The 12,638-nt window shown below is 61.9% G+C and carries 11 protein-coding genes; 6 read left to right on the top strand and 5 right to left on the bottom strand.

Going from position 1 to position 12,638, the window contains the following annotated elements:
* Positions 1 to 7 precede the first annotated feature (7 nt).
* Together ABVN19_RS22520 and ABVN19_RS22515 are read left to right on the top strand one after the other, a co-directional pair.
* The gene (locus ABVN19_RS22520) at positions 8 to 1,282 is read left to right on the top strand and encodes an FAD/NAD(P)-binding oxidoreductase (protein ID WP_028942579.1); all 1,275 of its coding nucleotides are present in this window, start codon (positions 8 to 10) and stop codon (positions 1,280 to 1,282) included.
* The gene (locus tag ABVN19_RS22515) at positions 1,279 to 2,097 is read left to right on the top strand and encodes a sulfite exporter TauE/SafE family protein (RefSeq protein ID WP_028942580.1); all 819 of its coding nucleotides are present in this window, start codon (positions 1,279 to 1,281) and stop codon (positions 2,095 to 2,097) included. Before ABVN19_RS22520 ends, ABVN19_RS22515 begins: the two co-directional genes overlap by 4 nt.
* 3 nt (positions 2,098 to 2,100) lie before the next feature.
* Here the strand turns inward: ABVN19_RS22515 and ABVN19_RS22510 are convergent, their stop codons facing one another.
* On the bottom strand, positions 2,101 to 2,988 hold the full coding sequence (locus tag ABVN19_RS22510) for a LysR family transcriptional regulator (protein WP_028942581.1): 888 nt from the start codon (positions 2,986 to 2,988) through the stop codon (positions 2,101 to 2,103).
* A 138-nt stretch (positions 2,989 to 3,126) separates the two neighbouring features.
* On the opposite strand from ABVN19_RS22510, the gene ABVN19_RS22505 reads away from it, so the two are divergent.
* Positions 3,127 to 4,776 carry a GMC family oxidoreductase N-terminal domain-containing protein gene (locus ABVN19_RS22505; RefSeq protein ID WP_105641126.1) on the top strand — a complete coding sequence of 550 codons (1,650 nt, stop codon included), beginning with the start codon at positions 3,127 to 3,129 and terminating at the stop codon, positions 4,774 to 4,776.
* Positions 4,777 to 4,876: 100 nt separating this feature from the next.
* Entirely contained in the window at positions 4,877 to 6,499 is a 1,623-nt protein-coding gene (locus ABVN19_RS22500; RefSeq protein WP_028942583.1) for an MFS transporter, read from the top strand.
* 173 nt (positions 6,500 to 6,672) lie between these two features.
* Here ABVN19_RS22500 and ABVN19_RS22495 read toward each other — a convergent pair whose 3' ends face one another.
* From ABVN19_RS22495 to glyQ, 4 genes are all read right to left on the bottom strand, one after another.
* The gene (locus ABVN19_RS22495; RefSeq protein ID WP_028942584.1) at positions 6,673 to 7,443 is read right to left on the bottom strand and encodes a lysophospholipid acyltransferase family protein; all 771 of its coding nucleotides are present in this window, start codon (positions 7,441 to 7,443) and stop codon (positions 6,673 to 6,675) included.
* 61 nt (positions 7,444 to 7,504) lie between these two features.
* On the bottom strand, positions 7,505 to 8,038 hold the full coding sequence (gene gmhB, locus ABVN19_RS22490) for a D-glycero-beta-D-manno-heptose 1,7-bisphosphate 7-phosphatase (protein ID WP_028942585.1): 534 nt from the start codon (positions 8,036 to 8,038) through the stop codon (positions 7,505 to 7,507).
* Positions 8,039 to 8,041: 3 nt separating this feature from the next.
* A complete protein-coding gene (glyS, locus tag ABVN19_RS22485; protein WP_028942586.1) occupies positions 8,042 to 10,096 on the bottom strand; it encodes a glycine--tRNA ligase subunit beta in 2,055 nt (684 codons plus the stop codon).
* Entirely contained in the window at positions 10,093 to 11,040 is a 948-nt protein-coding gene (gene glyQ, locus ABVN19_RS22480) for a glycine--tRNA ligase subunit alpha (RefSeq protein ID WP_028942587.1), read from the bottom strand. Before glyQ ends, glyS begins: the two co-directional genes overlap by 4 nt.
* Positions 11,041 to 11,122: 82 nt before the next feature.
* Between glyQ and ABVN19_RS22475 the strand changes: the two genes are divergently transcribed.
* Entirely contained in the window at positions 11,123 to 11,674 is a 552-nt protein-coding gene (locus tag ABVN19_RS22475; protein ID WP_028942588.1) for a DNA-3-methyladenine glycosylase I, read from the top strand.
* 39 nt (positions 11,675 to 11,713) lie between these two features.
* A complete protein-coding gene (locus tag ABVN19_RS22470; RefSeq protein ID WP_028942589.1) occupies positions 11,714 to 12,601 on the top strand; it encodes a lysophospholipid acyltransferase in 888 nt (295 codons plus the stop codon).
* Positions 12,602 to 12,638 lie beyond the last annotated feature (37 nt).

Raw genomic sequence — 12,638 nt, 5'->3', positions numbered from 1 at the left:
CCTTGCCATGCCTGCCTGCTCTACCCAATCGCCCCAAGGCGATCATCACAAGGTCCTGATTGTCGGCGCAGGGGCTGCCGGTATCGCTGCCGCCTCCAGCCTGATCTGCCGAGACCCGGCGCTGGATATCGCCATCATCGATCCGGCCGACACCCATTACTACCAGCCCGGCTGGACCATGGTTGGCGCGGGTATCTTCAACGCCCCCAGCACAGCGCGCAGCATGGCCTCGACCATTCCTTCCGGCGTTCGCTGGATCAAGGCGCGCGTCGAAAGCTTCGATCCCCAGGCGCAGACCGTCAGCCTGGATGATGACCGCGTGCTCAGTTACGAACAGTTGGTGGTGTGTCCGGGGCTGAAGCTCGATTGGAACGCCATCGAAGGCTTGAGCGAAACCTTGGGCCGCAATGGCGTTACCTCCAACTATCGCTATGACCTGGCGCCTTACACGTGGCAACTGGTGCAGAACCTTCGCGAGGGGTGCGCCGTGTTCAGCCAGCCGCCAATGCCGATCAAGTGCGCCGGCGCGCCACAGAAAGCCCTGTACCTGTCGTGTGATCACTGGTTGCGCAATGGTCGTCTGGGCAGCATCCAGGCGCAGTTCTTCAACGCGGGTGCAGTGCTGTTTGGCGTGGCGGACTACGTACCGGCGCTGATGGAATACATCGACAAGTACGCCGTGGATCTTCAGTACGCTCATCGCCTGGTGGCGGTCGACGGTCCGGGCAAGCAGGCCACGTTCATCCGCACCCTGCCCGATGGCAGCAGCGAACCCCATGTGCAGCCCTTCGACATGCTGCATGTGGTCCCACCGCAAGTCGCCCCCGACTTCATCCGCAACAGCCCCCTGGCTGACACTGGCGGCTGGATCGATGTCGACCCTGCCACCCTGCGTCATCGCAAATTCTTGAACATTCACGCGTTGGGGGATGGCATCAACACCACCAACGCCAAGACCGCCGCCGCCGCGCGAAAGCAGGCGCCGGTGGTTGCCAACAACGTGCTGGTCGCCCTTGGCCGCCTGCCAAACGTCGCGCACTACGACGGCTATGGTTCCTGCCCGCTGACCGTCGAGCGAGGCAAGATCGTACTGGCCGAGTTCACCTACGGCGGCAAAGTAGCGCCGAGCTTTCCGCGCTGGCTGCTGGACGGCCGTCGGCCAACGCGGCTGGCGTGGTTGCTCAAGGCGCAGATCCTGCCGCCCCTGTACTGGCGCTGCATGCTTAAGGGGCGGGAGTGGCTGGCCAAGCCCCAGGCTGCACCGGTCGAGGTTCGGCAGTGATCGAACAGCCTTTTGTTGCGACTGGGTTGGGGGCAATCATTGGCGCCGTGTTGGCATTGACTGGCGCCGGCGGCGGCATACTGGCCGTGCCGCTACTGGTCTTCGGCCTTGGCTTGTCGATGGTCGAGGCGGCGCCGGTGGGCTTGTTGGCCGTCGGTATGGCTGCCGCGGTAGGCGCGGCGCTGGGGCTGCGCCAAGGGGTTGTGCGTTATCGAGCGGCGGCCTTTGTCGCGCTGATCGGTGTTGTTGCCGCCCCGATTGGCTTGATGCTGGCGCACCAACTGCCGAACGGGCCACTGGCCTTGGCCTTCGCCGCCGTGCTGGTGTACGCCTGCGGGCGCATGTTGCTCAAGGCGCGCCGTGAGTTGCGCGGCGAGCCGCCCCTGGGCGAACGCAGCCTGATGCCTTGCGTACTGAACCCCTTGCAGGGACGTCTGCGCTGGACCCTGCCCTGCGCCCGGGCGCTGGCGTTCACCGGGCTGTTGTCGGGACTGCTTTCCGGGCTGCTAGGTGTGGGCGGCGGCTTTGTAATCGTCCCGGCCCTGAGCCGCTACACCAACCTGCCGATGAAGAGCATCGTCGCCACCTCGCTGGCGGTGATTGCCCTGGTATCCACTGGCAGTGTGGTCAGCGCCAGCATCGGCGGTGTAATGCATTGGGCGGTGGGCGCGCCGTTTGCCTTGGGCGCGGTGCTGGGGCTGCTGCTCGCCCGTCCACTGGCGAGTCGCCTGGCCGGGCCGCGTCTGCAGCAACTGTTTGCGACGGTGGGCATCTGCGCGGCAGTGCTGCTGGCGGCCAAAGCCCTGGGCAACTGAGGGCTACTCTGCGAGCAAGGCGCCCTGCTCTTCAGCGCACAGTGCCAGGAGGAAGTCCCAGACCACCCGCAGGCGGACTGACTTGTGCAGTTCGCGGCGGGTACAGATCCAGTAACTGCGCTGGATGGTCTCGCTGGGCAGCACTCGGACCAGCGCCGGGTCATGCCGGGCCATGTAGTTGGGGAGCACGGCAATGCCCAGCCCTGCCCGAGCGGCCTGTTGCTGGGCAATTACACTGGTGCTGCGAAACACCACGTTCGGCGCCCGGCAGAAGCTGTTGAGGAACAGCAGCTCCTGGCTGAACAGCAGGTCGTCCACGTAACCAATCCAGCTGTGCCTGGCCAGGTCTTCGCGGTGATGGAGTGCTGGCGCCTTGGCCAGGTAGTCGGGGCTGGCGTACAGCGCCAGCCGGTAGTCGGTGAGTTTGCGGGTGATCAACAGGTCTGCGTTGGGCCGTTCAAGGTGGATGCTGATTTCCGCCTCGCGGTTGAGGATGCTGACAAAGCGCGGCACTGCCACCAGCTCCACCTCCAGACCCGGGTAACGCTCGAACAGGCTGCCCATGCGCGGGGTGAAGAACATGATGCCGATGCCTTCGGTTACCCCCAGGCGAATCTTGCCCAACGGGGTGATGGCCTGGGTGATTTCCTCCTGCGCCAGCAGGGCAACGTTTTCCATGGCTTCGGCGTGCTTGAGCAGGGCCTGGCCGGAAGGCGTCAGTTCATAGCCCTGGGCGTGCTGAACGAACAATGCAGTGCCCAGGCTCTGCTCGATATTGTCGATATGCCGGGCCACGGTGCTATGGGTGGTGTTGAGGCGTTTAGCCGCGGTCAGCAGGCGACCGCTACGCTGCAACTCGAGAAAAAACCGCAGATCATTCCAGTCGAACATGCTTTTCCTTGTGAATGAATCGTTCACGAGACGTTGTTCTAAAACGCACAGCACTTGAGTGAAATCTAACGTTTTCATCTCGAAATTAATCAATAACATGGGTGGGGACAAGAATAATAATCAGGCGCGAGGTTGCCCATGCCATCAGCCGATCCTGTCTACGACTATGTGGTCGTGGGTGCCGGCCCAGCCGGATGCCTGCTGGCCAATCGTTTGTCCGCCGACCCGGGCTGCCGGGTGTTGCTGCTCGAAGCGGGCGGTCGCGACAACTATCCCTGGATTCACATACCGGTGGGTTACCTCTATTGCATCGGTAATCCCCGCACCGATTGGTGCTTCAAGACCGAAGCCCAGCCCGGCCTCAACGGGCGAGCCCTGGGGTATCCACGGGGCAAGGTGCTCGGTGGCTGCTCTTCCATCAACGGCATGATCTACATGCGTGGCCAGGCCGGTGACTACGACCGTTGGGCCGAGCAAGGCAATGCCGGCTGGGCCTGGAAAGATGTCTTGCCCTTGTTCAAGGCCAGTGAGAACCATTTTGGCGGGGCCAGTGAGGTCCACGGCAACGAGGGCGAGTGGCGGGTTGAACAGCAACGCTATTCCTGGGCCATTCTCGATGCCTTTCGCGAAGCCGCGGCACAGAGCGGAATCGATACCGTGGACGACTTCAATGGCGGCGATAACCAGGGCTGTGGATACTTTCAGGTCAACCAGCGTTCCGGCATTCGCTGGAACTCGGCCAAGGCATTCTTGCGGCCGGTACTCAAGCGACCCAATCTGACCGTCCTGACCGATGTGCTGGTGGATCAGGTGATCCTCGACAACGGTCGCGCTTCGGCGGTGCGGGCACGCTGGCAGGGTAACTGGCAACACTTCAGTGCCCGCCGGGAAATCATCCTGTGCGCGGGATCTGTGGGGTCGCCAGGCATCCTGCAGCGCTCGGGCATCGGCCCGCGTGGTTTGCTCGAAAGCCTGGGGATCGCCGTCCGTCATGAGTTACCCGGTGTCGGCGGCAACCTGCAAGACCACCTGCAGCTGCGCCTGATCTATCAGGTCAGCCAGGCGCGCACCCTCAATCAAGTTGCCAATAGCACCTGGGGCAAGCTGGGTATGGGCCTGCGCTACCTGTACGACCGCAGCGGCCCGCTGGCCATGGCACCCAGTCAGCTTGGGGCGTTTGTACGTTCAGGGCCAGAGCAGGCGTCAGCCAACCTCCAGTACCATGTCCAGCCGCTGTCACTGGAGCGTTTCGGCGAGCCGTTGCATCACTTTCCGGCCTTCACCGCCTCGGTGTGCAACCTGCGCCCGGCCAGCCGCGGGCGTATCGATATCCGCTCGGCCAACCCGGACGATGCCCCGCTGATCGACCCCAACTACCTCAGTGACACTGAGGACCTGCGCGTAGCCGCCCAGGCCATCCGCATCACCCGCAAGATCGTCCAGGCCCCTGCCCTGGCCGCGTTCAGCCCGAAGGAATATTTGCCCGGGCCAGATCTGCAGAGTGAAGAGCAACTGCACGAGGCCGCCGGCCAGATCGGCACCACCATTTTTCATCCAGTGGGTACCTGCCGCATGGGCAACGGGCCACTGGGTGTGGTCGATGACCAACTGCGCGTGCATGGCGTGCCGGGGCTGCGCATCGCCGACGCCTCGATCATGCCGCAGATTGTTTCCGGCAATACCTGCTCACCCACGTTGATGATTGCCGAGAAGGCGGCGCAACTGATTACACGGGGGACGTTATCCACAACCCGAATCGACGAAGAAAGCGCAATACCGACGCCCTGACCAGGGTGCGTAGCAGTAACGACGCCGGACGCGGTCTGCCAGCGTCGACAGTGGAACAACAAGAATAATCACTGGGGCCTTCAGGCCGAGGACAGCAACGATGTCGGATTACATTCAGGAGCAGGGCGCGACGACGGCCAGCAACAGTCGGCGTGAAGAGCGCAAGATCATTTTCGCGTCATCCCTCGGGACAGTGTTCGAGTGGTATGACTTTTTTCTCTATGGGGCACTGGCGGCGGTCATCAGCAAGCAGTTCTTTGCCGGCGTGAACGACACCACTGCCTTTATCTTTGCCTTGATGGCCTTTGCCGCCGGTTTTCTGGTGCGCCCGTTCGGCGCACTGGTGTTCGGGCGCCTGGGTGACATGATCGGGCGCAAATACACCTTTCTGGTGACCATCGTGCTGATGGGCCTGTCGACCTTCGCGGTCGGCCTGCTGCCTACTTACGCCAGCATCGGTATTGCCGCGCCGATCATTCTGGTGATTCTGCGCATGCTCCAGGGGCTGGCCCTGGGTGGTGAATATGGTGGTGCGGCGACCTACGTGGCCGAGCATGCGCCACCGGGCAAGCGTGGCTTTCACACCGGTTTCATCCAGTCCACGGCCACCCTCGGTTTGTTGTTGTCACTGCTGGTCGTTCTGGGCAGCCGCTACATCAGTGGAGATCAGTTCGAAGTCTGGGGCTGGCGCCTGCCGTTCTTGCTCTCGATCGTGCTGCTGGCGATCTCGACCTGGATCCGCATGAGCATGCACGAGTCGCCTGCCTTCGTGAAAATGAAGGCCCAGGGCAAGGCAAGCAAAGCGCCGATCCGTGAGTCCTTCGGCTCGTGGGCCAACCTCAAGGTGGTGCTCACGGCGCTGTTCAGTATCAACGCGGGGCAAGCGGTCACCTTTTACACCGCGCAGTTCTACGTGCTGTTCTTCCTCACCCAGATGCTCAAGATGGACCCCGCCCAGGCCAATACGCTGTTGATCATCAGCGTGGTAATCGGTGCCCCGTTCTTCGTGTTCTTCGGCTGGTTGTCGGACCGGATCGGGCGCAAGCCGATCCTGATGCTTGGCCTGTTGTTGGCCACCCTGCTCTACTTCCCGCTGTTCAAGGCCCTGAGTCATTACGCCAACCCGCAGATCGATGCCGCCAGCCGCCAGGCACCGATCGTGGTCATGGCCGATCCACAAGGCTGCACCTTCCAGTTCGACCCGGTGGGCAAGGCGCGCTTTGACAGCCCTTGCGACAAGGTCAAGACCTTCCTGGTCAAGCAAGGCCTCCCGTACAGCTCCGAGTCGGTTGCCACTGGCAGCGAAGTGGTAGTGACGGTCGGTGACCAGCGCATCAATGGTTTCGATGAGGCGGCACTGCGTGCAGCCATCGAGAAGGCGGGCTACCCGGCCAAGGCCGATCCTGCTGCCGTCAACGAAACTATGGTGGTGGTACTGATCGTGGCGATGATCCTGATCGCGACCATGACCTATGGTCCGTTGGCGGCGGTGATGGTCGAGCTGTTCCCGACGCGCATCCGCTACACCTCGATGTCGCTGCCCTATCACATTGGTAACGGCTGGTTCGGCGGCTTCCTGCCCACGGTGTCGTTCGCCCTGGTGGTCTACACCGGCGATATCTTCTATGGGCTGTGGTACCCGGTATTGATCACGGGGGTGAGCCTGGTGGTGGGGCTGTTCTGCCTGAAAGAAACCCGCGATGTGGATATCGACAAGGTCTGAGGTTTCCACGGGTACAAAAAAACCGGCGTAAGCGCCGGTTTTTTTATGCCGAGAGAAAACTTATGCACGATTTTCAGAAAACAGTCATACAGAAAAATAAGTATTTAAATTAATGGCTTAGCGAGTTTTTTGGCAAGAAATCCAAATACTGTACACACGTTATCCACAGAACGTCAGGCAACGCCTTCAGCGGTGTTTGGTGCGGCTGCCGGCAACGAACCCAGGTCGCGTTGGGTTTGCTCGTTCCAGGCGGCTGCACGGTCATTGAGGGCGGCGATAGCCCGAGGACCTGTGCCTTCGGCATACATGGGCTCGCCAATCACTACCTCGATGGTGCCAGCGCGCTTGCCCCAGCCCTGCTTGGGCCAGAACTTGCCGGCGTTGTGCGCAATTGGCAGCACCGGCAAGCCGGCATTCACAGCAAGGGCTGTACCGCCGCGGGAGAACTTGCCGATCTGGCCGAAGGGCACGCGAGTACCCTCCGGGAAGATCAACACCCAGACGCCGTCCTTGAGCAGCTTGTCGCCTTCGCTGGCGACCTGCTTGAGGGCCGCCTTGGGGTTGTCGCGGTCGATGGCAATCGGCCGCAGCATAGCCATGGCCCAGCCGAAGAACGGTACATACAGCAATTCGCGCTTGAGCACCTGGCTCAGGGGCGAGAAATAGGCGGAGAGGAAGAAGGTCTCCCAGGTGCTCTGGTGATTGGACAGAATCACGCAGGGAGTCTTGGGAATGTTCTCAGCCCCGCTGACCTTGACCTTGATGTTGAGAAACACCCGCGCCAGCACCAGTGCAAAGCGGCACCAGTAGACGTTGATGAAGCGATAGCGTGCGCTGAAAGGCAGAAACGGCGCGATGAAAAAGCTCAGGGTGCACCACAGCAGGGAGCTGGTGCCCAGCAGCAGGTAAAAAAGAAAAATTCTGATCGCCTGCAGGATCGACATAGCGGCATGTACCGTTGCGGGCTTGCCCGCCTAGTAAAAGTGCGCCTGGTTTGCAGGCGCGCTATTTGTGGATAAGTTCTCTGGCGATGGCTGCCAGATCATCGAAAATCAGCGTGTTCTCTGGAATGCCCTTGCTCAGGGTCTTCTCGCCTTTTCCGGTTTTTACCAGAATCGGTTGAGCATCGACGGCCAAAGCGGCCTCCAGGTCACCCTTACTGTCACCGACAAACCATACACCGGCCAGATCTGCCTGGTAGTGCGCGGCGATAGTGCGCAGCATGCCGGGCTTGGGTTTGCGGCAATCGCAGCCGTCATCCGGGCCATGGGGGCAATGGATAATCAGGCCGACTTCACCACCCTGCTCGGCCACCAATGCACGCAGGCGTGCATGCATGGCGTCGAGGGTGGCCAGTGGGTAGTAGCCGCGAGCGATGCCGGACTGGTTGGTGGCCACCGCCACCGTCCAGCCAGCCTTGCTCAACTGCGCAATTGCCTCGATGGAACCAGGGATCGGTATCCACTCGTCCAGCGACTTGATGTAGGCGTCGGAGTCCTGGTTGATCACACCGTCCCGATCGAGAATCAGCAGCTTCAAGACTTACCCCAGCAACGAAATGTCGGCCACGCCCAGGAACAGACCGCGCAAGCGGCTGAGCAAGGCATAACGGTTGGCCCGTACATTGGCGTCGTCGGCGTTGACCATCACCGCCTCGAAGAAGGCGTCTACCGGCTCACGTAGGGCTGCCAGGCGTGCCAGCGACTCGCTGTACTGACGGGCGGCGGCCATAGGCTGCACAGCTTGGTCGGCCTGCTGGATGGCCGAGTACAGAGAGAACTCGTTGGCATTGTCGAAGTACTTGGGCTCGACCGTGGCGGCAACCGTGCCTTCGGCCTTGCTCAGCAGGTTCGATACACGCTTGTTCACTGCTGCCAGGGCAGCCGCTTCAGGCAACTGACGGAAGGCTTGCACGGCCTGTACGCGCTGGTCGAAGTCCAGTGCAGAACCCGGCTTGAGTGCGCGCACCGACAGGTAGGTGGCAACGTCGATGCCTTCATCTTCATAACGCGCACGCAGGCGGTCAAAGACGAATTCCAGCACCTGGTCGGCCAGGCCGGCAGCTTTGACCTTGGCGCCGAACTGGGCAACGGCGAACTCCACCGCTTCGTTCAGGTTCAGGTCCAGCTGCTTCTCGATCAGGATACGCAGCACGCCCAGCGCGGCGCGGCGCAGGGCGTAGGGGTCTTTACTGCCGGTAGGCAGCATGCCGATACCGAAAATACCGACCAGGGTGTCGAGCTTGTCGGCGATGGCCACTGCCGCGCCCGTCAGGGTCGATGGCAATTCGGCACCGGCGCCGCGCGGCATGTATTGCTCGTTCAGGGCCAGGGCGACGTCTTGCGGCTCACCGTCGTTGAGGGCGTAGTAGTAGCCGGCAACGCCCTGCATTTCCGGGAACTCGCCGACCATCTCGGTGGCCAGGTCGCACTTGGACAGCAGGCCGGCACGGGAGGCGCGCTGGGCGTCGCCGCCGATGCGCTGGGCGATGAAGGCTGCCAGCTTGGCAACACGCTCGGCCTTGTCGTAGACGCTGCCCAGTTGAGCCTGGAACACCACGTTCTTGAGGCGTTCGTTGAAGGCTTCCAGCGGCTGCTTCTTGTCTTGCTTGAAGAAGAACTCGGCGTCGGTCAGACGTGGGCGTACCACCTTCTCGTTACCTTCGACGATCTGCTTCGGATCGCGGCTTTCAACGTTGGCGACGGTGATGAAGCGTGGCAGCAGCTTGCCGTCGGCATCCAGCAGGCAGAAGTACTTCTGGTTGTCCTGCATGGTGGTGATCAGTGCTTCCTGCGGCACTTCGAGGAAACGCTCTTCGAACGAGCACACCAGCGGTACCGGCCATTCGACCAAGGCGGTCACTTCATCGAGCAGTGCTGGCGGCACGATGGCGGTGCCTTCCTGCTGCATCGCCAGTTCGGCGGTACGCTTGCTGATGATTTCGCGCCGCTCGGCGAAATCTGCCAGCACATAGGCGCTGCGCAGGTCTTCGAGGTAGTTCGCCGGGGCGCTGATGCGCACGTCTTCCGGGTGATGGAAGCGGTGGCCGCGCGAGTCGCGGCCAGCCTTCTGGGCGAGGATGGTGCAGTCGATGACGTTGTCACCGAGCAGCATCACCAGCCACTGGGTCGGACGCACGAACTCTTCCTTGCGCGCACCCCAACGCATGCGTTTAGGGATCGGCAGGTCGTTGAGCGAGTCCTCGACGATGGTCGGCAACAGGCTGGCAGTCGCCTTGCCCGGAATGTGCTGGGAGAAGCGCAGCTTCGGGCCGCTCTGGTCGATTTCGTCCAGCTCGACGCCGCATTTCTTGGCAAAGCCCAGGGCCGCCTGGGTCGGGTTGCCTTCGGCGTCGAAGGCCGCCTGGCGTGGCGGGCCGTCGAGGTTGACGCTGCGGTCCGGCTGCTGGGTGTCGAGCTGACGGATCAGCACGGCCAGACGGCGGGGGGCTGCGTACACGTGCTTGGCGGTGTAGTTCAGGCCAGCGGCCTGCAGGCCTTTCTCGATACCGGCGAGGAAGGCATCACCGAGGCTGCTGAGGGCCTTGGGAGGCAGTTCTTCGGTGCCCAGTTCTACCAGGAAATCTTGAGCACTCATTGTGCAGCCTCCAGCTTGGCCAACGCTTCATCACGCAATTCAGGGGACGCCATCGGGAAGCCCAGCTTGGCGCGGGCTTGCAGGTAGCTTTGTGCCACGGCCCGGGCCAGGGTCCGTACACGCAGGATGTAACGCTGGCGCTCGGTTACCGAAATGGCGCGGCGGGCGTCCAGCAGGTTGAAGGTGTGCGAGGCCTTGAGCACCATTTCATAGGTCGGCAGCGGCAGTTCCAGTTCGATCAGGCGGTTGGCTTCGCTTTCATAGAAATCGAACAGCTCGAACAGCTTCTCGACGTTGGCGTGCTCGAAGTTGTAGGTCGACTGCTCCACTTCGTTCTGGTGGAACACGTCGCCGTAGGTCACCTTGCCGAAAGGGCCGTCGGTCCAGATCAGGTCGTAGACCGAGTCGACGCCCTGCAGGTACATGGCCAGGCGCTCCAGGCCATAGGTGATTTCACCGGTGACTGGCATGCATTCAATGCCGCCCACTTGCTGGAAGTAGGTGAACTGGGTGACTTCCATGCCGTTGAGCCAGATTTCCCAACCCAGACCCCAGGCGCCGAGGGTTGGCGATTCCCAGTTGTCTTCGACGAAGCGGATGTCATGAACCAGTGGGTCGAGGCCGATGGCCTTGAGCGAGCCCAGGTACAGTTCCTGGAAGTTCGCCGGGTTCGGCTTGAGCACCACCTGGAACTGGTAGTAGTGCTGCAGGCGGTTGGGGTTTTCACCATAACGGCCATCGGCAGGGCGACGGCTAGGCTGCACATAGGCGGCGTTCCAGGTTTCCGGGCCGACGGCGCGCAGGAAAGTGGCGGTATGGAAAGTGCCGGCGCCTACTTCCATATCGTAGGGCTGAAGTACCACACAACCTTGCTCGGCCCAGTAGTTCTGCAGGGCGAGGATCAGGTCTTGGAAGGTACGCACGGCTGGCGTAGGCTGGCTCACGAAATTCACCTGTTTCTAGGGCTGCGAATATAAAGAGCGGGAGTATAACCCGATTCGCGCAGGCCTCTACCCTTGGAGCCTTATGCCACGCTGCTTTTGGTGTACCGACGATCCGCTTTATCTGGCTTACCACGATAAGGAGTGGGGCACGCCCCAGCGCGACCCGACGCAGCTGTTCGAGATGCTGCTGCTCGAAGGCTTCCAGGCCGGGCTGTCGTGGATCACCGTGCTGAAAAAGCGCGAGCGCTACCGTCAGGTGCTGTTCGGATTCGACCCACAGCGCCTGGCGCAAATGAGCGACGAGGAAATCGAAGAGCGCATGCTCGACCCGGGCATCATCCGCAATCGCCTCAAGCTCAATGCCGCGCGGCGCAATGCCCGCGCCTGGCTTGAGCTGGAAAACCCGGGCGAATGGTTGTGGTCGTTCGTTGGCGGCTCACCGAAAATCAATCATTTCACCCAGCGCAGTGATGTGCCGGCCGTTACCGACGAAGCCAAGGCCATGAGCAAGGCCCTGCAGAAAGCCGGCTTCACCTTTGTCGGCCCGACCATCTGCTACGCCTTCATGCAGGCCACCGGCATGGTCATGGATCACACCAGCGACTGTGATCGCTACGCCGCGCTGCTGCGCTGAGGGGTACAATGGCCGGCTTGCAGAAAGAGGAACCAGCCTGTGGATAAATTCAAAGGCGCCTTGATGGTCGGGGCGTTGCGGTTGTTTGCCAAGCTCCCATGGGGTGCGGTGCAGCGGGTCGGTGCAGCGATCGGCTGGATCATGTGGAAGGTGCCGAACAGTTCGCGCAACGTGGTACGCATCAACCTGGCCAAGTGTTTTCCAGCGATGGACCCGGTAGAACGCGAAAAACTGGTGGGCCGTACCCTGATGGACATCGGCAAGTCGTTTACCGAAAGTGCCTGTGCCTGGATCTGGCCGGCCCAACGCTCGATCGACCTGGTTCGCGAAGTCGAAGGCCTGGAAGTCCTGCACGCCGCGCTGGCGTCGGGCAAGGGCGTGGTCGGCATCACCAGCCACCTGGGTAACTGGGAAGTGCTCAATCACTTCTATTGCAACCAGTGCAAACCGATCATTTTCTACCGCCCACCCAAGCTCAAGGCGGTCGATGACCTGTTGCGCGAACAGCGCGTGCAACTGGGCAACCGCGTGGCGGCATCGACCAAGGAAGGCATCCTGAGCATCATCAAGGAAGTGCGCAAAGGCGGTCAGGTGGGCATTCCCGCCGACCCCGAGCCGGCCGAGTCGGCTGGGGTCTTCGTGCCGTTCTTCGCTACCAGGGCGCTGACCAGCAAGTTCGTGCCCAACATGCTGGCGGGCGGCAAGGCGGTTGGGGTGTTCCTGCATGCCCTGCGCCTGCCGGATGGTTCCGGGTTCAAGGTGATCCTGGAAGCGGCACCCGAAGCGATGTACAGCGAAGACACCGAGACCTCGGCTGCAGCCATGAGCAAGGTGGTCGAGCGCTATGTGAGCCAGTACCCGAGCCAGTACATGTGGAGCATGAAGCGCTTCAAGAAGCGTCCGCCTGGGGAGGCGCGCTGGTATTGAAGTCGCTGTCGCGGGGCCAGCCCGCTCTTACACTGTA

The sequence above is a fragment of the Pseudomonas vranovensis genome (genome assembly GCF_040438935.1).
Classification (GTDB): domain Bacteria; phylum Pseudomonadota; class Gammaproteobacteria; order Pseudomonadales; family Pseudomonadaceae; genus Aquipseudomonas; species Aquipseudomonas vranovensis.
Note: the sequence above shows the minus strand (reverse complement) of the source record. Positions and strands in the feature narration are given on the sequence as shown.